Here is a 26158-nt window from a genome sequence, read left to right as displayed (position 1 = left end):
CCACAATGCGAAGTTCCGTCGGTACGCAAGCCGTCCGGGAAAGCAAAGGGGACTCATGATGCAGGACGGGATCTATTGGCTGCGCTTCGTGGCGTACGACAGGACTGAAGAAGGCGTCGCGGTGTTCAGGCACGGATTGGTCAACGGCGGCGGGCCCGGCTATGTCTGGCAAGGCCGTCTGGCCGCGGTGGATGGGGCGGTGCGCGGCAATCTGCTCGTGCGCAAATGGAATCCGCAGGCACCCCCGGATCTTGGCATGTTCAAGACGGCAAATCTGGACATTGACGGCAGCCTCGATGCGTCAGCCCGCTCTTTTGAAATGGTGGGGCATGCGCACGGGCACCACGTGGTGCGTCTGCGCATCAGTGGGCATTGGCTCGGGGAATTGGCGGACGACGGCAACATCTGAGATTGGTATTTGATCTTGCCAATTTTTGCCAAAATCGCTATGTTTTATCTATGAGCACCATGAACATTTCTCTCCCCGAGCCCCTCAAGAGTTTTGTGGATGAGCAGGTTGCGAGTCGTGGTTACGGCACGAGCAGCGAATACGTACGGGAATTGATCCGCAAAGATCAGGACCGTCAGCGTCTGCGCGCCCTGCTTCTTGCCGGAGTGTCATCTCCGGAGCGTGAACCGGCCGATGGCGCGTATTTCGAAGCGCTGCGTGGCCGGGTCCGGCGCTCAAACCGCAGGTGAAGGCGTTTCCCGTCGTTCCTCGCGAGCGTGCCCATCGGGACATCGAGGAGGCCATCGGGCACTATCTGGAGGAAGGGGCAGGGGGAGCCGCCTTGGGCTTCATCGACGCCCTCGAACGGACCTTTACGCAGATCGGTCGGCACCCGGAAAGCGGCTCGACCCGTTTCGCGCACGAACTGGACCTGCCGGGCTTGCGTTCCTGGCCGCTGAAGCGCTTCCCGTATCTGGTCTTTTACGTCGTCCGGGAGGCCCATGTCGATGTGTGGCGCATCCTGCACACACGACGCGACGTTCCGAACTGGTTGCAGGACGAATAAGGCCATACCGTGCCGTTGGTCGGCAACTCCATCTCTGCCTTATGTAAAATCCACCAACTCCTCGCCCTCTCCCAACTCCACGCTGGCCACCACTTCCGGGGTCCGGCTGATGACCTTGCCGCGACGGATGACCCACAGGCGTGCCGGGTGCAGGCGCAGGGCTTCAATCTCGCTTGCGGCCTGCAGGATGACCATGTCCGCGTTGCAGCCGGGCTCAAGTCCGTAACTTTCCAGTCCCATGGTTTTGGCACCGTTCACGGTCACGGCCGCAAACATCTTCTTCAAACCATCCACGCCAGTCATGTGCAGGGCGTGCGCTCCCATGTGCGCCACTTCGAGCATGTCGTGGGTGCCCATGGGGTACCAGGGGTCCATGATGTCGTCGTGGCCGAAGGACACGTTGAGCCCTAAGTTCATCAGCTCCGGCACGCGCATGAGCCCCCGTCTCTTGGGGTACGTGTCGTGGCGGCCTTGCAGGTTCATGTTCACCAGCGGGTTGCACACGCAGTGCAAACCCGCCTCGGCCATGAGCGGCAACAGCTTCGACACGTAATAATTGTCCATGGAGTGCATACTGGTCAGGTGCGAGCCCGTGACCCGGCCCTGTAGCCCCAGCCTTTGCGTCTCAAACGCCAGGCTCTCCACGTGCCGGGAAAGCGGGTCGTCGGACTCGTCGCAGTGCATGTCCACCATGAGCCCGCGCATGGCCGCGATCTCGCACAGCACGCGCACCGACTCCCGGCCCTGATCCATGGTCCGCTCGAAATGCGGGATGCCGCCGACCACGTCCACGCCCTTATCGAGAGCCCGCTCCAGCAGTTCCACCCCGCGCGGGGCGCGCAACACCCCGTCCTGGGGAAAGGCCACCAGCTGGATGTCCACGAAATCCTTCATCTCCTCGCGCACTTCCAGCAGCACATCCACAGCCATGAGACTCGGATCCGTCGTGTCCACATGGGTGCGGATGGCCAGATTGCCCTTGGCCACGCTCCAGCGCAGCAGCTTCATGGCCCGGTCCTTGATAGCCTCCGGCGTCAGGTCGGGCTTGAGCTCGCCCCAAATCCGAATTCCCTCCAGCAGCGTGCCCGTCTCGTTCCTGCGCGGCAGCCCCGCCGACAAGGTCGCGTCCATATGGAAATGGCTGTCCACGAAAGGCGGAGTCACCAGATATCCCTTGGCGTCAATGACCTGAGCCGCCTCAGCCTTGATACTCGGTTCAACCGCAACAATCCGGCCATCCTTGCAGCCAATCTCGACTAGCGCCTCCTCCCCAGGCAGGGCGGCGTTGATGATAAGCAAATCCAGCATGATAATCACCTCGATGAAATAAGAGTGCCTCCGGCGGGCAGGGGATGATCCCCTGCACCCCAATAATCGGGTCAAGGGACTTGTCCCTTGCGGGGTGTGGGGCGGAGCCCCGCTTCTTCTACCGCGCAGTACCTATTAAAGAAAGCCTCCGGCGGGCAAGGGGATAATCCCCCTGCACCCCAGACTGGGTCAAGGGACGCGTCCCTTGCGGGGTGCGGGGCAGCGCCCCGCATTTCTTCCCTCTCTACCTCTCACCCTTGCGGAAGGGAACCAGCAAGGCCTTGGGGTAGGCTGCTTTTCTGGACATGGTGATGAGGGCGAGAATGGAGCAGAGGTAGGGGAGCATGAGATAGAATTGATATGGTATGGCGGAGATGGATTGCTGTTGGACGCGCATCTGGATGGCGTCGAAGGCGGCGAAGAGGAGCGCGCCGAGGAGCGCCTTGCCGGGTTTCCAGGAGGAGAAGACGACGAGGGCGATGCAGATCCAGCCGCGTCCGTTGACCATGCCGATGTAGAAAGCGTCGAAGGCGGCGAGTGTTAAAAATGCGCCGCCCACGGCCATGAAGGCGGAGCCGACCATGACCGCGCCGGTGCGCAGGCCAAGGACCGAGAGGCCCTGTGCTTCGGCGGCCAGCGGGTTTTCGCCGACCATGCGCAGGGCGAGGCCCAGGGGGGTGCGCAGCAGCACGTAGGCCGTGACGCCGACGAGGATGAAGGCCAGGAGGGTAAGCGCCGTCTGGCTGAAGAGGACCGGGCCGATGAAGGGCAGGCTGGAGAGCACGGGGATGTCGAGCGGCGCAAAGGGAACGATCTTGGGCGGGGTGGTGACCTGGGGCAGGACCATGCGGAAGACGAAGGAGCTGAGGCTTGCGCCGAGCATGGTGATGCCGAGGCCCGTGACGTGCTGGGACAGGCCGAGGTGCACGGTGAAGACGGCGTGCAGGAGCCCGAGGGCCGCGCCCACGCAGGCGGCGAAGAGCACGCCGCCCCAGAGGGTGCCGCCGAGGAAGACCCAGGTCCAGCCGGACATGCAGCCTGCGGCCATGATGCCTTCGATGCCGAGGTTCAGTACCCCGGCCCGTTCGCAGATCAGTTCGCCCATGGTGCCGAAGATGAGCGGGGTGGCCATGCGCACCATTGCCAGCCAGAATCCGGTTTCGAGGAAGAGGGAGAGGATGTCCATGTTATTTCCAGCGGATGCGGTAGCGGGTCAGGAACATGGCCAGCAGCACCGTGAGCAGGCTCACGGCCGTGGTCACATCCGCGATGTAATTGGAGATATTTATGGCGCGGCTCATGGAATCGGCCCCGATGTAGATGACCGCGATGAACGTGGCCGAGAGCACCACTCCGAGTGGATGCAGGGCGGCGAGCATGGCCACGACGATGCCGGAATAGCCGAAGCCGGGGGACAGATCGAGGGTCAGGTAGCCCTTCACGCCGCACAGTTCGCTGACGCCTGCCATGGCCGCCAGCCCGCCGCTTATGAGCGCGGTGCGGACGATGGTGGCCTGGACGGGCATGCCGGCAAAGGTGCTGGCCTTCATGCTTGCGCCGACTGCGCGGATTTCGAAGCCCCAGATTGTGAAGCGCATCATCCACCATATGGTCAGGGCGCAGGCCAGGGCCAGGATGAAACCCAGGTGCAGGCTGGACTTGGGCACGAGCACGGGCAGCATGGCCTGGTCGATGACGGGCGCGGCCTGAGGCCAGCCCATGGCCATGGGATCCTTCCAGGGGCCGAAGACCAGCCAGTTGACGACCAGGAGGACCACGAAGTTGAGGAGCAGGGTGGTGACCACCTCGTCGACCTTGAGCTGCGTCTTGAGCCAGGTCGGGACCAGCAGGAAGAGTCCGCCTGCCAGTGCGCCGGACAGGAAGAGAAAGGGGATCATGAGCCATGCGGGCAGGGTGATCATGCCCGTGCCGAGCCAGGTGGCCATGCAGGCCCCGACGTAGAACTGGCCCTCGCCGCCGATGTTCCAGAGCTTGGCCCGGAAGGCCACGGCTGCGGCCAGGCCGGTGAAGATGAGCGGGGTGGCGCGGGTCAGGGTTTCGGTCAGGGCGAAGGTGGAGCCCAGAGCACCTTTGAGGAGCAGCCCCCAGGCGGAAAGCGGCGAAGCCCCGGCCCAGAGGATGAGTCCGGAGCAGATCGCCATGGAGGCGATGACGGCCAGGAACGGTGCGCCGAGCTGCCAGGTGAGGGCCACGGATTCGCGGGGTTCGAGTCTCATGCGGCCCCCCGGCTGTCGAAGTTCTGGCCGCTCATCATGAGGCCGAGTTTGGCCCGGTCCACCGTGGCTGTGTTTTCCGGGTCGGAAAGCTGCCCTTGATACATGACCTGGATGCGGTCCGAGAGTTGAAAGAGCTCGTCCAGGTCCTCGGAGATGAGAACCACTCCGGCTCCGCGCCGGGCCGCGTCCAGCAGGTGCTGGTGCACGGCGGCGGTGGCTCCGACATCGAGGCCCCAGGTCGGCTGGTTGGCCAGGATCAGGTGCGGGCCCTGGGACAGGACGCGGGCCAGGATGAGCTTTTGCATGTTGCCGCCCGAAAGTTTGCGCACCGGCGCGCCCGGACCGGCGCAGCGGATGTCGAAGACGTCCGTGAGCTGCGCGGCGCGGGAGGCCAGGGCCTTGAAATTGAGCATGCCACGTTTGGAAAAGCCGGGCAGGCGGTAGATCTCCGTGGACAGGTTTTCCATGACCGTCATGTCCGCCACCAGTCCCGTGCCGGTGCGGTCGTCGGGCACGCGCCCCACGCCGGACCGGATCATGGCCGCCGGGGTGAGGCGGCTCACGGTCTGTCCGCGAAGGACGACGCTGCCGCCGGTCGGAGCGACGAGGCCGGACAGGAGATCCGCCAGCAGGGCTTGGCCGTTGCCGGAGACGCCCGCTATGCCGAGGATCTCATGGGCGCGCACCGACAAGCATAGCTCGTCAAGGCTCGCTCCGCGATCCGGGGCGCTGGCGCGGACGCGGTCCAGAAAGAGGATTTCGTCTCCTGGCGGGTGCGGAGTGCGCGTGGTCTGGGGGATGTTCGCGCCGACCATGGCCTTGGCCAGTTCCTCGGCGGACGTCCCCTTCGTCGAAGTTTCAAGCACTACCCTGCCGTGGCGCAGGACCACGCAGCGGTCGCTGGCGGTCATGACCTCGCGCAGCTTGTGCGTGATGAAGATGACGGACACGCCCTGGTTCACCAGTTCGCGCAAAGTGGCGAAGAGGTGGTCGCTCTCCTGGGGGGTGAGCACGGCCGTGGGTTCGTCGAGAATGAGGATGCGGGCGTCGCGGTACAGGACTTTGAGGATTTCGACGCGCTGGCGTTCGCCCACGGACAGGGCGCGTACCTTCGCGCCTGGGTCCACGCGCAACCGGAAGCGGTCCATGAGGGAGCCGAGCTTGGCCCGGGCGCGGGCCGAGCCCCGGCGAAATGCCCATAGCGGCTCGGTGCCGAGCATGATGTTCTCGAGCACGGTCATGTTGTCGGCCAGGGTGAAATGCTGGTGGACCATGCCTATCCCGGCCGCAAGCGCGGCCCGGGGAGAGCCCGGAGGCAGGGGGCGTCCAAGGACTTCAACGCTGCCGCCGTCGGCCACGTAGTGACCGAAGAGAATGGACATGAGCGTGGTCTTGCCCGCGCCGTTTTCTCCGAGCAGCGCCAGCATCTCGCCTTCGGCCAGCGTCAGGGAGATGTCGTCGTTGGCTTTCAGCGGCCCGAAAGTCTTGGTTATGCCGGAAAGTCGCAGTAAAGGTGTGATGGACATGATGAACCGAAAAAAAGGGGCCGGATTGTCTCGGCCCCCTTGGGATCAGAAGGTGGATTTGGGTTCGTCGTCGTTGATCTCGATGACCAGGGTCCCGGCCTTGATGGCGGCTTCGGTCTCGGCGACTTTGGCTTTCACGTCGGCGGGGATCTTGTCCTCGAACTCGTAGAAGGGGGACAGGGACGCGCCGCCCTTGGCCATCATGGTCCATTCGCGGTAGTCTTCAGCGGCGAAGGTGCCGGCCTTGACCCGCTCGATGGCGTGGTTCAGGGCCGCTTCCATGTGCCACAGGGCCGAGGACACGACCACGTTCTCGCCGTTTTCTTCCTTGTTCATGTCGTTGACGTTGCCAAAGGCGATGATGCCCTTTTCACGGGCCGCATCGACCACACCGGAGCGCTCGGCATAGAGCACGTCCACGCCGGCTTCGACCTGGGCGTAGGCGAATTCCTTGGCTTTCGGCGGATCATACCAGGAGCCGATGAAGGATACTTTGAACTCTACTGCCGGATTGGTGGCCTTGGCACCGGCCATGAAGGCGTGGAAGAGGCGGTTGACTTCGCCGATAGGGTAGCCGCCGACCATGCCGATTTTGTTCGTCTTGGTCATGGCCCCGGCGACCATGCCCATGAGGTAGCAGGGCTCGTGGATGTAGTTGTCGAACACAGAAAGATTTTTGCCGTCCGGGCCGAAAGTGTCGCCCATGAGATAGGCCACGTTCGGATAGTCCTTGGCGACCTTGCGCACGTCGCGGGAGATGCCGAAGGCTTCGCCGACAATGAGCTGTACGCCGGCTTCGGAGTACTCGCGCAGGACGCGGATGTAGTCGGTATTGGAGACTTTTTCGCTCCAGACATACTCGATTTCGCCCGCCGCCTCGGCCTTTAAAAGGGCCTTGTGCAGGGTGGCGTCCCATTTCTGCTGGATGGGCTGGGTGTAGATGCCCGCGACTTTGATTTTTTCGGCCATGGCGGCGGTGCCCAGGAAGAGGGTCAGGCCGAGCACGGCCAGGAACAGGATGCGTTTCATGATGTCCTCGTGTTTCATGGTTGGATGGAAATGAGCCGGACACGTTGAAGCACCATGCGTGCCAGCCGGAACCGGCAGTCGCGGCGCGTGGAATCTGCGACCCGCCCGGAAGGCCGGGCTTTGTGTCATACGGCTGATGCCTAATGGCGCACTTTTTGTCCATAAAAAAAGGATGCTCGGAGCTCCGCTGCGGTCTCTTTTTGATGACCCCCGGCTTGTGTCGCGGTGGTGCTTCCGGAAATAATTATTACAAAATTGAATAATATTTGATCGTAAATGAAAATATTGCTCGCTTTCGAAAGAAAATATTTTCACAAGACGAGACGTGATGTTGCTTCGCTTGTTTTTGGCCCGCTTCCAGTCGGCTCCAGGTGTCATACGTCACCATGCGTAAGGACTATTGGTTACTTTATTCAATTTTGTTAAATGAATTAAAAAAAAGTGACTCAATTGAGCAAAAAATAAGGGTTTTATTCTTCATAAGTGATGTTTCTGCTAATAAAAATATGTATTACAATTTGAAATAATAAGATAAATTCAAAATTGAAAAGTGTTGGCCGAGTTATTGCTTTTTCAGGTTTGTCAGCAGGATTTTGGGCTGATGCGGGCATCATGAGAATGAATTGTCAATCATGGAGCACCAAAAAAGCGATAATTTTTTGGTTTTATACAGAAACGGTCAACACGGAGCTGGACTCATGAAAAGAAGAGAGTTTGTCAAAATGGCAGGGCTGGGAGCCACCGCCGCGGCGGCAGCGACAGTGGTCAACGCACCCTTTGTGCATGCTTCCAAAAAAACGCCCATCCGCTGGCGTCTGCAGACGTACGCCGGTCCTGCCCTGGCCGAGCATGTCATCAAGCCGCAGATCGATGCCTTCAACAAAATTGCAAGCGGCGACATGGTCATTGAACTCTATAACGCGGACCAGCTCGTGCCCACGCCCGAACTGTTCAGGGCCATGCAGCGCGGCACCATCGACGCCGTGCAGAGCGACGACGACTCCATCGCCGCGCCCGTCGACGTGGCCGTTTTCGCCGCGTACTTTCCCTTCGCAACGCGCTATTCTCTCGATGTGCCCACCCTCTTCAACCATTACGGTTTGAATGAGATATGGCAGGAGGCCTACAGCGAAGTCAAAGGCGTGACCTGGCTCGGAGCCGGCGCATGGGATCCATGCAACTTCGCCACCAAGCAGCCCATCCGCTCGCTGGCCGATCTGAAGGGAAAGCGCGTCTTCACCTTTCCCACCGGTGGCAAATTCATGCAGCGTTTCGGCGTGGTGCCCGTCACCCTGCCCTGGGAAGACGTTGAAGTGGCCCTGCAGACCGGAGAGCTGGACGGCATCGCCTGGTCCGGCATCACCGAGGACTATACCGTGGGCTGGGCCGATGTGACGAAATACTATCTGACCAATAACATAAACGGTGCCTGGGTGGGTTCGTATTTCGCCAACTCCGACAAATGGGAACAGGTTCCCGATCATTTGAAGACTCTCTTCAAGGTCACCATGGACAGCTCCAACTACTATCGCCAGCACTGGTACTGGTGGGGAGAGGCACACTACCGCACCAAAGGCGGAAAGCTCGAACTGACCACCATCCCCGAGGAAGAATGGGCCCAGGTGGAGGCGGAAGCGGTCAAATACTGGGACGAAATCGCGGCCACCAGTCCCCGTTGCGCCAAAGTTGTCCAGATCCTCAAGGATTACACCGAGACCATGAAAAAGGCGGGCAAGCCGTACCGTTACGCCTAGCGCAGCCGGTAACGTACCTGTCCGGAAATCAATCCGCCCGGCTTCCAAGGGAGCCGGGCCCTTCCCGTTCCCCGGCTTAAGGGACCGATTCCCCCGTTGCGCCCGAAAAGGCGGCTGCCTGGGGTAAGCCATAATCCTTTGCGAGGTGCCCTGTGTTCAAAGCATTGGTGACATATACGAAATACGTGGACGCCCTCAACCGTCTGGTCGGCAAATTCGCCATGTACCTCATGTTCGTGATGATGTTCATCCTTCTGTATGCGTCTTTTTCACGAAGCCTGCTCAATTCACCCGTGGTCTGGGCCGTGGAGCTGGCGCAGTTCACCATGGCCGCCTACTATCTTCTCGGAGGCGGCTATTCGGTCATCCTGCGCGGGCATGTGCGCATGGACGTGCTCTACAGCACCTGGACACCAAAGACCCGGGCCATCATCGACGCGTTCACGTCCTTCTTCCTGCTTTTTTATCTCGGCATGCTGCTTTATGGCGGCATATCGAGCACCGCCTATTCCCTGGAGTACGGCCAGAAGAACTATTCCGCCTGGGCTCCGCCGCTTTCGCCGATCAAGATCATCATGGTCGTCGGCATAGTGCTCATGGTGCTGCAGTGCGTGTCCCGCCTGATCAAGGACATATCCAAAGCCATGGGCGTGGACATGCTCAAAACCTACGGAGATGTGATGCCATGAGCTATGAAATGATTGCTCTTCTTATGTGCACGACCCTCATGGTGCTGCTGCTGACCGGACAGAGGGTCTTTGGAGCCGTGGGCTTTGTCGGAGCGGCAGCTTCGCTCCTGCTTTGGGGCGACGGCGGCTCGGAGATGCCTTTCAACGCGAGCATGGTGCTCCTGAACTGGTTTCCGCTCCTGACCCTGCCGCTTTTTATCTTCATGGGCTACATGCTGAGCGAATCGGGCATCGCCAATGACCTCTACAAGATGTTTCATGTCTGGATGGGGCCCCTGAACGGCGGCCTGGCCATCGGCACGGTGGTGCTCATGGTCGCCATTTCGGCCATGAACGGGCTGTCTGTTGCGGGCATGGCCATCGGCACGAGCATCGCCCTGCCCGAGATGCTCAAAAGGGGTTATGACAAGAAGATGATCACCGGCGTGATCCAGGCCGGAAGTTCGCTCGGGATCATGGTTCCGCCGAGCATCGTGCTGGTCCTATATGGCATGATCGCACGCCAGCCGGTCAGTCAGCTCTGGTTGGCCGGAGTGTTTCCGGGGCTTTTGCTGGCCTTGTTGTTCGTGGGCTATATCGTGATCCGCTGCAAGCTGAACCCGGCTCTGGGGCCGTCCCTTTCCTTTGAGGAGCGTTCCAGCATCTCCGGTAGGGAGAAGATCGCCCTGCTGCGTGCGGGCATTGTCCCCATTGCCATCGTCTTCATGGTCACCGGCCTTTTCATGCTGGGCGTGACCAGTCTGGTCGAAAGCTCCGCCGTGGGCGCGGCCGCGGCCATGATCGCCGCCATGGCCAAGGGGCGTTTGAGCCGTACGGTGCTTGATTCATCGCTGCACAAGACGCTGTCCGTGAGCTGCATGTTCATGTGGATCATCCTGGCGGCACTCTGTTACGGGGCAGTCTTCGATGGGCTGGGCGCGGTGCACGCCATCGAAATCCTGTTTCTTGAAAAGTGGGGGCTTTCACCCTGGGGCGTGCTGATCATGATGCAGGTTTCCTATATCATCATGGGCATGTTTCTGGACGATACGGCCATGCTGGTCATCGTCGCGCCGCTGTACATCCCGCTCATCATCGCTCTTGGCTTCAACCCCATCTGGTACGGCGTTCTTTATACCGTAACCTGCCAGATCGCCTACATGACCCCGCCGTTCGGCTACAACCTCTTCCTGATGAAGGCCATGGCGCCCAAGGAAGTCACCCTGGTCGACATCTACGGCTCCATCGTGCCTTTCGTGACCTTGATGATCATCGGCCTTGGCCTGATCATCACTTTTCCGCAGATCGCCCTCTACTTGCCGGAGCTGTACTTTCCCAAGTAACGAACGCAGCAACACAGCCGGGGGGCTCCCTGTCAGGGGCGTCCTCCCGGCTTCCAGCAAGAGAGGGAAAACATGACGTCATTTGGAATTTTTTGTCGGGGTGTTGCCTGCATGCTATTGCTTACCGTGGTGCCTGGCCCGTTGCTCGCAGCGGAGCAGACGCTTCTTCGCGACATGATCGGCCAGATGCTTCTGGTCGGTTTTCGCGGAACAACCGTTGACGGGGCCTCCCCGATCCTGCGCGACATACGGGAGCACAATCTTGGGGGCGTGATCCTCTTTGATCGCGATGTGCAGTTGCAAAGTCCGGAACGCAACATCCAGAGCCCGGAGCAGGTCCGGGTTCTGACCGCGAGTCTGCAGGCAAACGCTCGGGTCCCGCTCTTTGTCGCCGTGGATCAGGAAGGCGGACGGGTGCGTCGCTTCCGGGAGGATCGGGGTTTTGCGCCCGGTCCTTCGGCCAAGGCCATGGGGCAGGGCAGTTCGGACCAGACCCGGCTTGAGGGCGAGCGGACCGGAAAGCTGCTGGCGGACCTTGGCGTGAATCTCAATTTCGCACCCGTGGCGGATGTGGACATTAATCCGCAAAGTCCGGCCATTGGTGCCCTGGAACGCAGTTTCTCCGCCGATCCGGACCTCGTCGCGCTCCATGCCCATGCTTTCTGCCGAGGGCTGCTGGCGCAGGGCGTGCTGCCCTGTCTCAAGCATTTTCCCGGGCATGGCAGCGCCTCGGCGGACTCGCATCGTGGACTGACCGACATCAGCAACACCTGGAGCGCTGCGGAGCTGCGTCCCTACGAGATGCTGATACCGCTGAAGGCCAGCCCGCTGATCATGACTGGGCATCTCTTCCTGCGCCAGCTTGATGATGCCTACCCCAGCACCCTGTCCAAGGCTGTGCTGACGGGGCTTTTGCGGCAGCGTCTGGGTTTTCAGGGCGTCATCGTCTCCGACGACATGCAGATGCGCGCCATCGCCGACCATTATGGCCAGGCCGAAGCGATTCTTCTGGCTGTCGAGGCCGGGGTGGATGTGCTGGTTTTCGGCAACAACCTGGATTACGATCCCGAGATCGTACCCAAAGCCATTGATATTCTGGTCAAGGCCGTGGAGGACGGGCGCCTGTCCGTCGAAAGAATTGCAGCCTCGTATCAGCGCATTCAGGCCGCCAAGCAGCAGTTCTACACCAGTTTTGCCTGGGCGCCGCAGGTGCGGCCATGACCTCCCGCGCAATTTGCGGAAGCCAATTCAGAAACTTCCGGCTCCGCCTTGCCCTGAAGGATTTGAGATGAAACGAACAATGAAGGATTTGCTCGCCAAGGCCACGCCCTTGCGTTCCGGCGACGTCCTGGCCGGGGTGGCAGCAAGCACGGAAGAGGAGCGAGTGCGCGCCCAGATGGCGCTGGCCGAAGTGCCGCTGACCCGCTTTCTGGAGGAGTTCGTCATCCCCTACGAGGACGACGAGGTCACGCGGTTGATCGTCGACTCCCACGATCCCGAAGCCTTTGCGCCGGTGCGGAGTTTGAGCGTGGGTGAGCTGCGCGACTGGCTGCTGACCGACGAGGCGGACGGTGCGGCCCTGGCGCGACTGGCTCCGGGCCTGACTCCGGAGATGGTCGCCGCCGTGTCCAAGCTGATGCGCCTGCAGGATCTCATTTTGGTCGCCTCCAAGTGCCGGGTCGTGACCCGCTTCCGCAACACCATCGGCTTGCCCGGCACTTTCTCGGTGCGCCTGCAGCCGAATCATCCCACCGACGACCTGAAGGGCATCGCCGCCTCCACCCTGGACGGGCTGTGCTACGGCTGCGGGGATGCGGTCATCGGCATCAATCCGGCCACGGACAACCTGGACAACATCTGCCGCATCTCGGACATGCTTGATGGGCTGATTTCCCGGTACGCCATCCCGACCCAAAGCTGCGTGCTGACCCACGTGACTACGACCATGGAGGCCATAAAGCGCGGCGCGCCCGTGGATCTCTGTTTCCAGTCCATCGCCGGGACTGAAGGAGCCAACGCAAGCTTCGGCGTAACGCTTTCGCTGTTGCAGGAGGCGCTGGAGGCAACGCGGTCTTTGGGGCGCGGCACTGTCGGCGACAACGTCATGTATTTCGAGACCGGCCAGGGCAGCGCGCTTTCGGCCGGGGCGCATCACGGGGTGGACCAGCAGACCATCGAGGTCCGGGCCTACGCCGTGGCCCGGAAGTTCGAGCCGCTGCTGGTCAATACGGTGGTCGGGTTCATCGGTCCGGAATATCTGCTGAGCGGCAAGCAGATCACCCGCGCCGGACTGGAGGACCATTTCTGCGGCAAGCTCATGGGCCTGCCCATGGGCGTGGACGTCTGTTACACCAATCACGCCGAGGCCGATCAGGACGACATGGACGCCCTCCTGACCCTGCTGGGAACTGCGGGCTGCACCTTTGTCATGGGCGTGCCCGGCGCGGATGACATCATGCTCAACTATCAGTCCACGTCCTTTCACGACGCGGCCTACCTGCGCAAACTTTTGGGACGCAAGCCCGCGCCAGAGTTCGCGGCGTGGCTTGAATCGTCCGGCATCATGGACGGGGCCGGGGGGCTTGTGCCCATTGAGAAGTCCAACCGGCTTCTGGCCCTGCCGAACGGGGTCGCGGGGGAAAAATGAACGAACCGACCTCATCTTTTCACCCAGTCATCGAAGATCCTTGGTCCGAGCTCAGGCGCTTTACCGCCGCCCGCATCGCCCTGGGGCGGTCCGGCTCCAGTCTGCCGCTCAAAGAAAGTCTGTCCTTCAGGCTCGATCATGCCCGGGCTCGCGACGCGGTGCATTCGCCGTTTCGCAGGACCGAACTGGCCGCGCGTCTGGCTGGGACCGAGGTGGCTGGAGCCAAGCTGGCCTGTCTGGAACTGGAATCAAGCGTGGCCGACCGGAGCGAATACCTGACCCGTCCGGACAAGGGGCGGCGGCTCAGCCTGCGTTCGCGGGCCCTTCTGGAAAGGGAGAAGACGGGATTTGATATCTGCCTGGTGGTGGGCGACGGCCTCTCGGCAAGGGCCATCCACGAGAACGCCGAGCCCTTTGTCCTGGCCTGCTCGAAAGTTTTTGGTCAGGCGGGGCTCAGCCTCTCGCCGGTCTGCGTGGTGGAAAACGCGCGGGTGGCCATCGCCGACGAGATCGCGAGCGTCCTTTCAGCCAGACTGTCGATCATCCTTATCGGCGAGCGGCCAGGCCTGTCCTCGCCCAACTCCATGGGCATCTACCTGACCATGAATCCCGGCCCCGGCACCACGGACGAGAGGCGCAACTGCATCTCCAACGTGCGTGACGGGGGACTGAGCGTGCCCGAGGGCGTGCGCAAGCTCGGCTACCTGGTGGAGGAAGCCTTTCGGCTGGGTAACAGCGGAGTGGGGCTCAAAGACATGATGGCGGCGGACTATCTGCCGTTCGGCAGACCGTTGCCGGAACTTGCGCAGAACTGACGGAGATCCATACTTTTCAAATCCGCCCGCAAACGCCTTTCGTTTTGCGGGCGGACGATTCTCATCCCCTAAATGAACGGCACCAGCTCCACCAGACAGCTCATGGTGTTGAAGGCTTTGAAGGCTTCGATCACATCGCTTCCGACGTAGCTCACGGTGAGGTCGTCCAGGCGTTTCGTGCGCGGGATCATGCCTGCGCGGTCGGCGCCTGACGCCGTGGTGCAGCGCACCGTCAACTCGACCTCGCCGGAGAAAACCAGCGGCTTGACCTTGGGGGGATTGGTGATCGCTTCCATGGCCGCGGCGTGGATGGCCCGACATGTTTTGGCGGGGTGCTCGCAGATGGCGGCGTAGGCCCCGATGGCTTCCTTGACCGCCAGGGTGCGCACACCCGGCAGCAGGGCTTCGGCCTCGCGGCAGGCGGCCAGATCTCCGGCCACGAAGGCCACGGGCACACCAAAGTGTCCGGCCAGGGCCGCGTTCAGTCCGATCTCCCCGATCTTGACTCCATTGAAGTGCACTTCCTGGATTCTGCCCGTGAAAGTGTGCACGATGCTCGCGTCCATGGTGCCGCCCATGGCGTGATAGCCGACGAAGAACGCGGCCGAGAACGTGGCGTCGATGCCGTGCATCATGGACAGGGTGCGCGGCGAGCCCATGACCAGGCGGGCGCGCTCGTCGAGCTCCTCGGGCAGCAGGTTGAGGCCCACGTTGTGCGAATCCGACACGGTCACATCCATGGCCCCGGCCTCGAAGGCGCCGCGAATGGCCGCGTTGACCTCGTTTGTCATCAACCGGCGCGCCAGGGGGTATTCGCGGCCGTCCACACGGGAATGTTCGTGGCGAGCCACGCTGCCCACGCCTTCGATGTCTGCGCTGATATAGATTTTCATGGTGTATCCTTACGTATTTTGCTGGTGAAGATGACAGACGACCTCATGTCCGGGAGCGAGCACGACCCTCGGCGGGTCGAGGCTGGCGCATTGCGGCAGCGCCTCGGGGCAACGCGGATGAAAACGGCACCCCGGCGGCAGGTCCACGGGGCTCGGCACGTCCCCGGTCAGGAGGGCCAGGTTGCGGCGGTTGCGCGGGTCGGGAACGGGGACCGACGCCAAGAGCGCCCGCGTGTACGGGTGGGCCGGATTGTCGAAAAGTGTCTGCGTGGGGGCCGTCTCGACGATGGCGCCCAAGTACATGACCGCGATGCGATGGCTGACATGGCGGACCACGGTCAGATCATGGGAAATGAAGAGGTAGGCGTGGCCGTGGCGGGACTGCAGATCGCCCATGAGGTTCAGGATTTGCGCCTGGACCGAGACATCGAGGGCGCTGGTGGGCTCGTCCATGATCACGAAGGCGGGACTCGCGACCAGGGCGCGCGCGAGCCCGATGCGCTGTCGCTGCCCGCCGGAAAATTCGTGCGGATACCGGTCCAGGCATTCGGGCCCGAGGCCCACTTCGGCCAGGCTCGACGCCGCCCGCTCGCGAAGCGCGCTTCCTTTGGCCAGGCCCAGGATCTTGAGCGGCAGGGAGACGATGGATCCCACGGTCATGCGCGGGTCCAGGGAGCTCTGCGGATCCTGAAAGACGACCTGCATGCGCGCCCTGGCCTTGACCAGCTCCGAGCCGGCCAGCCGGGTCATGTCCACGCCCTCGAAGACGATCGCGCCGCTGTCCGGGGAGAGCAGGCGCAAGATCAGGTTGCCGACGGTGGTCTTTCCGCTGCCCGACTCCCCGACAAGTCCCAGGGTCTCGCCACGGTCCACGTGCAGGGAGACCTTGTCCACCGCCCGCAGCCACTTCTTTCCCCCCAGAAAACTTCCTCCCACAGCAAAGGCTTTGCACAGGTCCTGGACGCGGAGCAGCGACTCGTTCACAGCGCGCCTCCCGTGGGACAGAGGTGGCAGGCCACACTGTGGTCCGAGGCCACGCGCACCATCTCAGGGACGGCCCGGCTGCAGTCCGGTCCGGCGTGGGTGCAGCGCGTGTGAAAGCGGCAGCCCGGCGGAGGAGCGAGACAGCTCGGCACGCTGCCCGGAATGGCGTACAGCTCGCCGCCTGTGGTCCGTCCGGGGATGGAGGCGATGAGCCCCTGCGTGTACGGATGGGCCGGGCGGGCGAAGAGGCTCTCGACGTCCGCGACCTCCACGACCTGGCCTGCGTACATGACCGCCACGCGGTGGCAGAGCTGGGCGACCACGCCCATGTCGTGGGTGACAAAGAGGATGGACAGCCCCTGGCTCGCGGCGAGCTCGGCCAGGATGGCCAGGATCTGGCCCTGGACCGTGACATCGAGGGCCGTGGTCGGCTCGTCGGCCAGCAGCAGCGCCGGACGACAGGTCAGGGCCATGGCGATCATGACCCGCTGGCGCATGCCTCCCGACAGTTCGTGCGGGTAGGCCGCGAGCACGGACTCGGGATCCGGCAGGCGCACGGAACTCAGCATCTCAAGGCAGATGGCGTTGGCTTCGCCCCGGCTGACCGGGCGATGGGAGCGGACCACTTCGCGCATCTGGTTGCCCACGGAAAAGACGGGGTTCAGGCTGCTCATGGGTTCCTGAAAGATCATGGAGATGCGCTCGCCGCGCAGCTTGCGCATGGCCGTGCGCGGCAATTTGAGCAGGTCCTGACCCTCGAAGAAGATCTCGCCCCCGTCGATGCGCCCCGGAGGCGAGGGGATGATGCGCAGGATGGAGCGCGAGAGCACGGACTTGCCGCAGCTGGTTTCGCCGACCAGGCCCATGATCTCGCCGTGCCTTACGCTCAGGCTTGCCTTGTCCAGCACGCGGGCCTGGCCCTGATAGGTGTCGAAGCTGACGGAAAGGTTGCGGATGTCGAGGAGTGGCGGTGTGGTTGTCATGTCAGCGCCTGATTCGCGGGTCGAGGACGTCGCGCAGGGCGTCGCCGAAGATGTTGAAGCCGATGACCGTGAACAGGATGAAGAGGCCAGGGAAGGTCGCGTACCACCACTGGTCCATCAGGAATTTGCGGCCCGAGGCGATCATGGCCCCCCACTCCGGGGTGGGCGGCTGGGCACCGAGGCCGATGAAGGACAGGGAGGCCGCGATGAGAATGGCGTCGCCAAGGGTCAGGGTGGCGAGGACAATGGCCGAGTTCAGGCAATTGGGCAGGATGTGGCGGCGGATGATGAAGCCGTGTCCGGCCCCGGCGACCCGGCTGGCGGCCACATAGGGCATCTCGCGCACGACCATGGCCTCGCCGCGCACGAGCCGGGCGAATTTGGGGATCATGACGAAGGCGGTGGCCAAAATGGCGTTCACGAGGCTCGGCCCCAAGGCCGCAGCCAGGGCCAGAGCCAGGATGAGGGACGGAAAGGACAGGACGACGTCCATGAAGCGCATGATCACGTTGTCGGTCCTGCCCCCGAAATATCCGGACGTCGCACCGATGAGCGCGCCCGTGATCCCGGCCACGGCGATGACCAGAAGGCCGATGGAGAGGGAGATGCGCGCGCCGAACATGACGCGGGAGAATATGTCGCGGCCAAGCTCGTCCGTGCCGAAGTAATGCGTCGTGCCCGGTGCCAAAAGCCGGTCGGACAGGGACAGGCGCACGGGGTCAAAGGGAGCCAGGAGCGGTGCGCCCACGGCCAGGAGGACCATGACTGCGATGATGACCCCGCCGATCACGGCCGAGGGGTTGCGTGCGAGTATGCCCAGGGTGAGCCGCAGTTCGCGGAAAAATGGATGCAGTGCCACGGGCGTCCTCTAGTAGCGTATGCGTGGGTTCAGGAAAGCGTAGAGCACGTCCACGCAGAGATTGATGGCGACGTACGCCGTGCTGGCCACCAGGGTAAAGCCCATGATGGCCGGAAAATCGAGGGAATTGATGGAATCGACCACGTATTTGCCCATGCCCGGCCAGGCGAAGATCGTCTCGGTCAGGATGGCCCCGCCGAGGAGTTCCCCGAGGGACAGGCCCGCGATGGTCACGGTGGGGATGAGCGAGTTCTTGAACGCGTGCTTGAAGATGACCCGGAACGTGGACAGCCCGTTGGCCTTGGCGGTGGTGATGTAATCCTGGCCCAGCACCGCGATCATCGAAGAGCGCACGATGCGCGTGATGACCGCCAGATACACGTAGGACAGGCAGAACGCGGGCAGGATGAGGTGACTCAGCACTTCGCGCAGCAGCGCCCAGTCCCCGGCCAGGGCGGCGTCGATCACGTACAGGCCGGTCACGCCTATGGGCGGCGAGCTGGTTACGTCCAGCCGCCCGGAGCCGGGCAGCCAGCCCAAGTGGCGGTAGAAGAGCAGAAGCAGCATCAGCCCAAGCCAAAAGACCGGGGTGGACACGCCGATGACCGAAATGACCCGGGCCACATGATCGGCGAGCCGATTGCGGCGCACGGCGGCCAGGATGCCCAGGGGGATGCCGATGAAGAGGCACAGAAAAAGGCTCGCCATGGTCAGCTCCAAGGTCGCCGGAAAGAAGTCGGCCAGATCGCTTGTCACGGGGCGATGGTTGCGGATCGACTGCCCCAGGTCGCCCTGCGCCAGACCGCGCATGTAGCGCAGGTACTGCACGGGCATGGGCCGGTCCAGGCCGTGCTCCTTGCGGATGGATTCCACCGCCGCCTTGCTGGCCTTGGGGCCGACAATGAGCAGGGCCGGATCACCGGGGATGGCGTGCGAAATGATGAACGTGAGAATGCTCACGCCGATGAGCACCGGAATCGCGGCCAGGATGCGCTTGAAGATGTAGGTGAGGATTCGCATGCGTGGAATGCGCCGTGGCCAGACAGACTTGCCTGGCCACGGCTGCGGACTATTTTTTCGAGATGGATTCGAAGTTGTACATGGATTCGAGCATGGGGTTGAAGACGTAGCCCTGCACGTTTGCCCGCAGGGGCACGATGGTCTGGATCTGGTACAGGAAGATGTACGGGGCGTCCTGCATGATGATGTCCTGCGCTTCGCTGTAGAGCTTCTTGCGTTCTTCCACGTCGGAGGACACTTCGGCCTTGCGGACCAGTTCGTCAACCTTGTCGCTTTTGTAGAAGCTGCGGTTGCCCGGCAGGCCAGCCTTGGCCGAGTCGAACCAGAAGTTCATGAACATGTAGGGGTCGGCGAAGTCCGGGCTCCAGGCGCCGAGGCACAGGTCGAAGTCGCCCTTGTCGATCTTGTCGCGCAGGGTCGGGTTTGCCATGAGTTCAAGATTGAGCTTCACGCCGATGTCGGCCAGATTGGCCTGCATGACCAGGGCGATCTGTTCCCAGGTGGCGCGGCGTTCGGAATAGATGAGGGTCAATTCCAGATTCTCGGCGCCGGCGGCCTTGAGCAACTCCTTGGCCTTGGCGACATCGAGCTTGTACTGGAAGACATCCTTGCGATGACCCCACATGCCGTCGGGGATGGGTCCGCGCATCTGCACGCCGTTGCCCTGCAGCACATGGTCGATGATGCCCTGGTAGTCTACGGCGTAGGACAGAGCCTGGCGCACGGCCGGGTCTTTCAGTTTCTCGTTCTGGCAGTTGACGTACACGTACTCGACCATCTGCGAGGGGAAGCGGTTGACGACGATGTCCTTGTTCTTCTCCAGGGCCGGGATCTGGTCGATGAGGATGTTCTCGGCGATGTCCACGTCGCCCTGTTCCAGGGCCATGCGCCGGTCGGCGGATTCGGACATGAAGCGGATGATGACTTTTTTGAGCTTCGGCTGGTCGCCCCAATAGTTCGGCTTGGCTTCCAGGACGCAACGCTGTCCGCGCGACCATTCGACTACCTTGAAGGGGCCGCTGCCGTCCACGTTTTCGGCTAGGAAAGCCTGGGCCTTGTCGTCACCCACGGCCTTTTCCGCGGTCTTGGGGTTGACGATGGACGCGCCGTTGGTGGCCAGGGTTTGCAGGAAGGGGCCGTAGGGGTTCTTGAGCGTGATTTCGAGGGTGTAGTCGTCGACTACGACCATGGTGGCGATGGCACCAATGTTGTCCGCCGGGCCCTTGCCGATGGCCAGGGTGCGATCGAAGGAATAGCGCACGGCTTCGGCGTTGAGGGGGGAGCCGTCATCAAAGGTGATGCCTTTCCTGATCTTGAAAATCCATTTCAGACCGTCCTCGGACACGGTCCAGGACTCGGCGGCCATGGGCTCCACTTCGGTCAGGCCGACGCCGTTTTCTACCTTGTACTTCACCAGCCGGTCATAGCAGGGGTAGATCTGGCGCCAGTCGTAGTTGTCGCTGGAGACTCCGGGGTCCATGGTGTGGATGTCCGAAGACACGGCAACGACAAGGGTGTCTTTGTCTGCAGCAAAGGCCGCAGGGGCCATTGATCCGAGAAACAGGAGAAGACAGCTGAGTAGTGTCAGGGAACGCATGCTTCGATACCTCCAGGAGTGTATGTAGGGACTTGTATGCCACGGAGTGCGATTATCACCTGTTGCGGAGAACTGTAAAGCGTTCTTCTTTTTGGGCTTCTTGTCGGACAAGCTGGCTGGCCGGGAAAGTCCGTGCTTGCGGGAGGGGGCATCGCTGCCGTAGCGTCGGGTATGGAATCATTCATAGTGCACCCCACTCTTGCTGCGGACTGCCACGTACTCGGAACATGGCGGGAGCTTCGGCTCCTGCTGCACAGGGACGCCCATGTACGCTGGTTCATTCTCGTCCCTGAAACTGACGCTACCGAATGGCATGAATTGCCCGCACCTCTGCGCGACCAGCTTCTGACCGCATCGTCGATGCTGGGTGCCATGCTCAAGCACGACGACGGCTGCGACAAGGTCAACATCGCCGCCATCGGCAACATGGTGCCGCAGTTTCATTTTCACGTCATCGGCCGCTGGAAGACGGACCCTTATTGGCCGGGAGTGGTCTGGGGGCGAGTCGAGCCGGGATGCGTGTACGGGGACGGCGAGGTGCTGGAACTGAAGGCAAAGGTTCTGGCGAGCCTGTTGGGCATGGCGGGAAGCGAGTGATCGCGTCCGGCAACTCTGGGCCTTCGCCCAATGCGAAGCGCGAGCCCCCCGGCCGCTGCGGGATGCCTTGGCGGGCGTGGGTGCAGGCGGCCCGCCTGCCGTCGCAGATGTACATTTTCTGGCCCCTGCTCCTGGGGCAGGCATTGGCCATGGGAGACGATTTTTCCTGGGAGATCGTCCTTCTCTGCCATCTCTATGGTCTGGCCAGCCAACTTTATATCGTCTTTGCCAATGACGTGGCGGACATTGCCACGGATCGCAGAAATGTCACCTTTACCCTGTTTTCGGGAGGCTCCAGGGTTCTCGTGGATGGCATTCTGACACGGGGCCAGCTGGGCCGGGCGGCTATTCTGTGCGGGGCGCTCTCGGCTCTGGCCGGAGTTTTCCTGGGGATTCGCCATCACAATTGGCTGCCACTGCCGCTTATTCTTATCGGGCTCGGGCTTTTGTGGGCTTACAGCTATCCGCCTCTGCGCTTGTCCTACCGAGGCGGCGGCGAGTACTTGCAGATGGTCGGGGTGGGGCTCGTGCTGCCCATGATCGGCTTCAGCGCACACGCCGGGACCCTCGCCGGGTTGCCCTGGACGCTCATGCCGCTCATGCTCGGCCTGTCCCTGTCCTGCGCCATGGCCACGGCCCTGCCCGATGAACCGTCCGACCGGGCCGATGGCAAACGCACCCATGCCGTACGCTTCGGCGTTGCCGCCAGTCAGCGAGCCATTCTGCGGCTGAACGCCCTGACCCTGGTCTGGCTCGTGCTCGCGCCGCTTCCAGGCACGGCCCTCTTTTTGCGGTTCATGTTGGCTCTGGCGTGCACCGGGCTTTGGCTGGTCTGCCTGCGCCTGTCCGGGGCGCAGCCGGGAGAGCGCGGCATGCTCCATTTCGTGACGGCCCAGGTGGCTTTTTGCCTTGCGCCCATGGTCGGTCTGACCGTCCTCTTGCTCGTTTCCTGACCGTTCAGTCCTGTTGTTCCAGCGTGATCTCGCCCCGGAATCCGTCCACCAGCAACGTCTGGCCATTCTTGATGCGCACCGTAGCTTCATCCACCCCGGTGACGCAGGGGATACCGTATTCCCGGGCGATGATGGCACCGTGTACGAGCATGCCTCCGCGGCGTTCGACGATACCGGCGGCCAGGGGCGCCACGAAGGTCATGTTCGGGTCCAGAGCGTCGCAGACGAGAATTTCTCCGGCCCTGAACGAGAAGAGGTCTTCCGGCTCGGTCACGACCCGGGCTTTTCCTCTGGCCACCCCAGCGGAGGCGGCCCAGCCTTTGAATAGGGTTCCCGGCGCCGATGATCCGACGTTTTCGGTCCAGGCGTTGCCTTTGGGCAGGCTGCTCCGGCCTTCCCGAACGGCATGGTCCATCGTCAGTCCCATATCCAGGGCATGGGCCAGGGCCTCGTCGTGGCGGGCCTGGATTTTTCCGAGATAGAGGTTGTCGTCGTCGCGTAGCCGGTAGCTGGTTCGGGCCAGGTCGAGGACCGCCGCGCCGAAGTCGCGCTTTTCCCGCGACAGGGCGGCCAGGAAGCGCTCTTCGAGATCGGCGGCCCCCCTCGCCGAGCGCCGTCTGGGTTCGTGCCGGGCCAGTTCCAGAGTCAGGCGTACGATGCCTTGGGGACCTTCCTCGCACCAGGACGTACCGCAGGACAGGTCTCCGAAATCTTGTTTGAATTCCTCGAGTTTCTCGGCGAATTTTCCATCTGCTGGGATGTCTGCGTCCCCGAGCCTGGCGGCCAGGGCCGCATCGGCGCGGACCATGGCCGCCAGTTCCGTCAACAGGTCGTTGCGCCTGACCGCAAGGAGTTGCTGTCCGGTCAGCAGGGCCGTGAACTCGAAGGGGTCTTCGGGAGCTACGGCATCGTTGTAGAGCATGCCGAACTGCCGCACGGCATGGGCGAAGGGGATGAGCTCCCGCCAGTAGATGTCGCGCCAACGCTCCAGAACCTCCCGGCGGCGAAGGACCTCGGCCTCAAGCTCCGCCGGACTCATGGCCGAAAGGTTCACGTCTTTCATGCGTTCGCTTTCCTCAAGCATGCCGGGCAGGATCTGTCCTTCGATTCTGTTGCGAAGTTCCAGCAGGTTGCCGTGGCTGCGCGTCAGGCTCAGGTACCAAGGCCGCTTGTCCCTGTCGGACCATCCGGCAGCGTTCGAGGACCGCGCCAGGGTGGTCACGGGGCGTGCCTGCAGGATGACGGGGCCCGTGTCGGCGAGGGTCCACTCGATGTCCTGGGGGGCGCCGAACAGCCGTTCGATCTGCAGGCCCAGTTCCAGCAGTTTCCTGGCTTCCTCTCCTCCAAGAACCGGCTCCAGGAAAGGTGTGCGCGATAGCTCTGCCCCTGACGACCGGGACATGACGATGCGTTCTGTCCCGACCCGGTCTTCGACCACCTCTCTGGCCAGGCCCGGCGCAGACTCGATGATGGACGTGAACTCGTCGACAGGGCTGGCCGTGAAGAGCACGCCCGAGACCCGTCCGTAGATCATGGGCTGGATGAGGACGGCCATGTCGGACGTGCCTGCCTTCAAGCCCATTTCGCGACGATACAGGATGGCCCTGTCCGTCCACAGGGAGGCCCAGACGGTACGGATGGCGCACGACAGCTCTTCAGGGCCTCGCACTTCCAGGACCGAGTCATGCATCCCTGCATGGGAAAAGCCCGAATCCTCGTCCGGAGAACAGGAGCGAACGGCCAGGGAGGCTCCGGGCAAGGCGTTTTCGACGGTGGCGAGGATGGCTTTGGCCATGGGTTCGGGCAGGGGCTGACGGAGAAAGGCGTTGCGCAGCTTCAGGGAGACATCCCAGATTTCCTCCCAGCGCATGGCTTCGCGCAGGCTTGCGGTAACCGCTTCGATGTGTTGCGAGAGGCCCGTGTGCCGCACGAATTCGGCGTAAGCTGCTGGGGGCACAAAGAGGGTAGTCGGTACAGCGAAACCATGCAGGGAGAGATGCCGGAGGTTGACGGCCTTGGCTCCGCTCAAGGGCATCAGGTTTCGGGAGTCTCGGCCGGTGACAGGAATGGGCAGGATATTCATACCCAGCTAATGGCTGTTTTGCAGGGCGAGGGCAAGGCTCTCATGTACGCCCATGTGCCGGATGCGACCGAAGAGGGTCCGGCACTGCTCGATGTCCAGGCTGTCGACGATCTGCAGGACCAGGGCTTCGGCGTCCATGTGCGGGTAAGGGGAGGCCGAGTCGAAGGTTTCCTCTTTTTCCATGAGCCGGTTGTAGACCACTGCCCTTGCGGCCAGGAGTGCTTCGTGGTCGTGGTCGCGTCGTGCGCCGAGGAGATGCCGAAAGGTCAGCAGATCTCCGGGCGGAATGAGCCTGCGTCTGCCGTACCGGGCCAGGCAGACTTCCTCCATGAGGTGAACCACCCGGACCTGACCGTGACCCAGGGCTTTGAGCATCAACCCGACCATGTCGTGGTGGATGGCTCCGCACTCGACATAGGCCGTGCCGTGGGCGGGCAGGATGTCTTTCAGGGCTGCGGCGCGGTGCCGGTCCATGTCCCCGATCTTGGCCGCGTCGGCCATGGCGAAGTCGTTCACGGCGCTGAGGATGCCGTCGAAATCTTTTTTCCCGGCGGCGGTGTAGAAGGCCAGAAGCTTCGCGCTCCATTCCCGCTCCCTTTCGTACACGAGCCACGGTTGTCCGTTTTTGGGGATATCGGCGGGTCCGTTTCCGGCGGCAAAGAATTCGTGGATGCCCACCAGTTCGTCCATCCAGGGGTGGATCTGCAGGATGGTCGCCCCGGCGGAGTGGAGGGACTGCAGGGTGCGGCACTGCGTGCTGGCGTATTCCGGGAACTCGAAGTCCGTGAGCATCAGGTATTCGTCGATGGGAAGCTCGTCGGCGAGCATCTCTTCGAATCCCGGGGTCCGGGGCTCCTCCAATGCGATAAGATCGTGGCCGGCCATGGACCGGGCGGCGAAGGGCGCGGTTTCAGGCCTGAATACGGTGAAAGCGAGGGTGAGAGGGGGGCCGGTGTTCATGGATCGACACTACACGCTCCAGCCATGGAGCGCGAGTCCAAAACGTTTTGGCTTTGCCGGAGCGGAGCGTATTTGGCGTACATCGAAACGGATGGCACAACGTGGTTTCGCTCCACCGAATGTTGTTGCAAGACCGAAAAACCTCGACTATTTCGCCTTGAAATCCTTTCTCCGGGCCATGTCCTTCAGGGATGCAAGTGGCGTCTGATCGGCTTGGACGCCCAAACGAATAAATGGTTCGTCTTTGGCCGAAAGCGGATTTATGGTCACGTGAACCATCGCCCGTAAATGCTGCAACACCGAAGAGTCGACGACATGCGTGCCGTTCTTGTAAAGACCTTTTTCGCCATCGCATTAATCCTGGTGCTGCTCTCCGTTCTTGGATTCGCGTTTGAGCAGGAGCTGGAGCTTTTCGCCCAGTGGATCGCCGATAGGCTTGGTTTTGCCGGGCTGTGCGCCATTTTGCTCGTCACGGACACCGTGGTCACCCCGTTTCCGCCCGACGTGCTGCTTATTGTCATCGCCAAGAGCGCCTTTGCGCAGGGCTGGCCTTTCTATGTAGGCTTTCTTGGGCTGGTTTCCGCTTGGGCGGGGATGCAGGGCTGGGCCGTCGGTCGCTGGCTTGGTTACCGGCCCCTCTTCCGCCGACTGTTCGGCGAGTTCAAGTGTGAAAACGCCGATATAGTCAAAAAATACGGTCTGTGGGCCGTGTTGGCCGGGGCGGTCACTCCCATGCCCTTCTCCGTGACATGCTGGAGCGCGGGCGTCTTGGGCCTTGGGTTTTGGCCGGTGCTTGCAGGCTGTCTTTTTCGTATTCCACGCTTCTACCTCAATTACGGCATCATCGTGACCGGCGTATCACTCTTCAACGGAAAGGTTTGAGTTC

Annotated in this window: 25 protein-coding genes; 12 read left to right on the top strand and 13 right to left on the bottom strand. The window is 62.3% G+C overall.

From position 1 onward, the window contains the following. Positions 1 to 55 precede the first annotated feature (55 nt). The 3 genes from DBAC_RS14715 to DBAC_RS14705 are packed head-to-tail and all read left to right on the top strand — an operon-like array spanning position 56 to position 1016. Positions 56 to 409 carry a GrlR family regulatory protein gene (locus DBAC_RS14715; RefSeq protein WP_015775103.1) on the top strand — a complete coding sequence of 118 codons (354 nt, stop codon included), beginning with the start codon at positions 56 to 58 and terminating at the stop codon, positions 407 to 409. Positions 410 to 468: 59 nt separating this feature from the next. Continuing rightward, entirely contained in the window at positions 469 to 699 is a 231-nt protein-coding gene (locus DBAC_RS14710) for a type II toxin-antitoxin system ParD family antitoxin (RefSeq protein WP_015775102.1), read from the top strand. Continuing rightward, positions 696 to 1016, top strand: coding sequence for a type II toxin-antitoxin system RelE/ParE family toxin (locus DBAC_RS14705; protein ID WP_015775101.1), 321 nt, complete (start codon positions 696 to 698; stop codon positions 1014 to 1016). Before DBAC_RS14710 ends, DBAC_RS14705 begins: the two co-directional genes overlap by 4 nt. 39 nt (positions 1017 to 1055) lie before the next feature. On the opposite strand, the gene DBAC_RS14700 is transcribed toward DBAC_RS14705, so the two are convergent. The 5 genes from DBAC_RS14700 to DBAC_RS14680 form a co-directional block, all read right to left on the bottom strand. Further along, positions 1056 to 2324, bottom strand: a complete 1269-nt coding sequence (locus DBAC_RS14700) for an amidohydrolase family protein (RefSeq protein WP_015775100.1) — start codon at positions 2322 to 2324, stop codon at positions 1056 to 1058. A 244-nt stretch (positions 2325 to 2568) separates the two neighbouring features. After that, entirely contained in the window at positions 2569 to 3510 is a 942-nt protein-coding gene (locus DBAC_RS14695; protein ID WP_015775099.1) for an ABC transporter permease, read from the bottom strand. Position 3511: 1 nt separating this feature from the next. Then, positions 3512 to 4561 (bottom strand): ABC transporter permease, encoded by a 1050-nt coding sequence (locus DBAC_RS14690; protein ID WP_015775098.1) that lies wholly within the window; start codon positions 4559 to 4561, stop codon positions 3512 to 3514. Continuing rightward, the gene (locus tag DBAC_RS14685) at positions 4558 to 6087 is read right to left on the bottom strand and encodes an ABC transporter ATP-binding protein (protein WP_015775097.1); all 1530 of its coding nucleotides are present in this window, start codon (positions 6085 to 6087) and stop codon (positions 4558 to 4560) included. The genes DBAC_RS14690 and DBAC_RS14685 overlap by 4 nt, the downstream gene beginning before the upstream one ends. Before the next feature lie 45 nt (positions 6088 to 6132). Further along, complete coding sequence (locus DBAC_RS14680) at positions 6133 to 7116, bottom strand: BMP family protein (RefSeq protein WP_015775096.1); 984 nt, start codon at positions 7114 to 7116, stop codon at positions 6133 to 6135. Positions 7117 to 7814: 698 nt separating this feature from the next. Here DBAC_RS14680 and DBAC_RS14675 point away from each other — a divergent pair. The 6 genes from DBAC_RS14675 (at position 7815) to eutC (ending at position 14343) form a co-directional block, all read left to right on the top strand. Further along, a complete protein-coding gene (locus tag DBAC_RS14675) occupies positions 7815 to 8870 on the top strand; it encodes a TRAP transporter substrate-binding protein (RefSeq protein WP_015775095.1) in 1056 nt (351 codons plus the stop codon). A gap of 152 nt (positions 8871 to 9022) precedes the next feature. Next, positions 9023 to 9559 carry a TRAP transporter small permease subunit gene (locus DBAC_RS14670; RefSeq protein WP_015775094.1) on the top strand — a complete coding sequence of 179 codons (537 nt, stop codon included), beginning with the start codon at positions 9023 to 9025 and terminating at the stop codon, positions 9557 to 9559. An 8-nt stretch (positions 9560 to 9567) separates the two neighbouring features. Then, complete coding sequence (locus DBAC_RS14665; protein WP_228644900.1) at positions 9568 to 10881, top strand: TRAP transporter large permease; 1314 nt, start codon at positions 9568 to 9570, stop codon at positions 10879 to 10881. Between the two features lie 111 nt (positions 10882 to 10992). Next, entirely contained in the window at positions 10993 to 12102 is a 1110-nt protein-coding gene (locus DBAC_RS14660) for a glycoside hydrolase family 3 protein (RefSeq protein WP_228644898.1), read from the top strand. Positions 12103 to 12169: 67 nt separating this feature from the next. Next, the gene (locus DBAC_RS14655) at positions 12170 to 13528 is read left to right on the top strand and encodes an ethanolamine ammonia-lyase subunit EutB (RefSeq protein WP_015775091.1); all 1359 of its coding nucleotides are present in this window, start codon (positions 12170 to 12172) and stop codon (positions 13526 to 13528) included. Further along, positions 13525 to 14343 (top strand): ethanolamine ammonia-lyase subunit EutC, encoded by an 819-nt coding sequence (eutC, locus tag DBAC_RS14650; RefSeq protein ID WP_015775090.1) that lies wholly within the window; start codon positions 13525 to 13527, stop codon positions 14341 to 14343. The genes DBAC_RS14655 and eutC overlap by 4 nt, the downstream gene beginning before the upstream one ends. A 68-nt stretch (positions 14344 to 14411) precedes the next feature. On the opposite strand, the gene DBAC_RS14645 is transcribed toward eutC, so the two are convergent. Genes DBAC_RS14645 through DBAC_RS14620 form a run of 6 tightly spaced genes read right to left on the bottom strand, consistent with a single transcriptional unit; the run spans position 14412 to position 20679 of the window. Continuing rightward, complete coding sequence (locus DBAC_RS14645; protein ID WP_015775089.1) at positions 14412 to 15236, bottom strand: M55 family metallopeptidase; 825 nt, start codon at positions 15234 to 15236, stop codon at positions 14412 to 14414. A 9-nt stretch (positions 15237 to 15245) separates the two neighbouring features. Beyond that, positions 15246 to 16220, bottom strand: a complete 975-nt coding sequence (locus tag DBAC_RS14640) for an ABC transporter ATP-binding protein (protein WP_015775088.1) — start codon at positions 16218 to 16220, stop codon at positions 15246 to 15248. After that, positions 16217 to 17203 carry an ABC transporter ATP-binding protein gene (locus tag DBAC_RS14635; RefSeq protein WP_015775087.1) on the bottom strand — a complete coding sequence of 329 codons (987 nt, stop codon included), beginning with the start codon at positions 17201 to 17203 and terminating at the stop codon, positions 16217 to 16219. The genes DBAC_RS14640 and DBAC_RS14635 overlap by 4 nt, the downstream gene beginning before the upstream one ends. A 1-nt stretch (position 17204) precedes the next feature. Continuing rightward, the gene (locus DBAC_RS14630) at positions 17205 to 18062 is read right to left on the bottom strand and encodes an ABC transporter permease (protein ID WP_015775086.1); all 858 of its coding nucleotides are present in this window, start codon (positions 18060 to 18062) and stop codon (positions 17205 to 17207) included. Positions 18063 to 18071: 9 nt separating this feature from the next. Continuing rightward, a complete protein-coding gene (locus DBAC_RS14625; RefSeq protein WP_015775085.1) occupies positions 18072 to 19082 on the bottom strand; it encodes an ABC transporter permease in 1011 nt (336 codons plus the stop codon). Positions 19083 to 19131: 49 nt separating this feature from the next. Continuing rightward, positions 19132 to 20679 (bottom strand): ABC transporter substrate-binding protein, encoded by a 1548-nt coding sequence (locus DBAC_RS14620; protein ID WP_015775084.1) that lies wholly within the window; start codon positions 20677 to 20679, stop codon positions 19132 to 19134. Between the two features lie 171 nt (positions 20680 to 20850). On the opposite strand from DBAC_RS14620, the gene DBAC_RS14615 reads away from it, so the two are divergent. Both DBAC_RS14615 and DBAC_RS14610 read left to right on the top strand, forming a co-directional pair. Then, a complete protein-coding gene (locus tag DBAC_RS14615; RefSeq protein ID WP_015775083.1) occupies positions 20851 to 21276 on the top strand; it encodes an HIT family protein in 426 nt (141 codons plus the stop codon). Continuing rightward, on the top strand, positions 21273 to 22229 hold the full coding sequence (locus tag DBAC_RS14610) for a prenyltransferase (RefSeq protein ID WP_015775082.1): 957 nt from the start codon (positions 21273 to 21275) through the stop codon (positions 22227 to 22229). Before DBAC_RS14615 ends, DBAC_RS14610 begins: the two co-directional genes overlap by 4 nt. Positions 22230 to 22233: 4 nt before the next feature. Here the strand turns inward: DBAC_RS14610 and DBAC_RS14605 are convergent, their stop codons facing one another. Further along, positions 22234 to 24312, bottom strand: a complete 2079-nt coding sequence (locus DBAC_RS14605) for a PEP/pyruvate-binding domain-containing protein (RefSeq protein WP_015775081.1) — start codon at positions 24310 to 24312, stop codon at positions 22234 to 22236. Positions 24313 to 24318: 6 nt separating this feature from the next. Further along, on the bottom strand, positions 24319 to 25272 hold the full coding sequence (locus DBAC_RS14600; RefSeq protein ID WP_015775080.1) for a hypothetical protein: 954 nt from the start codon (positions 25270 to 25272) through the stop codon (positions 24319 to 24321). Positions 25273 to 25587: 315 nt separating this feature from the next. Between DBAC_RS14600 and DBAC_RS14595 the strand changes: the two genes are divergently transcribed. Further along, positions 25588 to 26154, top strand: coding sequence for a YqaA family protein (locus tag DBAC_RS14595; RefSeq protein ID WP_015775079.1), 567 nt, complete (start codon positions 25588 to 25590; stop codon positions 26152 to 26154). The last annotated feature ends 4 nt before the right edge of the window (positions 26155 to 26158 follow it).

This window comes from Desulfomicrobium baculatum DSM 4028 (assembly GCF_000023225.1).
GTDB lineage: Bacteria > Desulfobacterota > Desulfovibrionia > Desulfovibrionales > Desulfomicrobiaceae > Desulfomicrobium > Desulfomicrobium baculatum.
The sequence above is the reverse complement of the archived record's forward strand: the minus strand, read 5'-3'. Positions and strand labels throughout refer to the sequence as shown.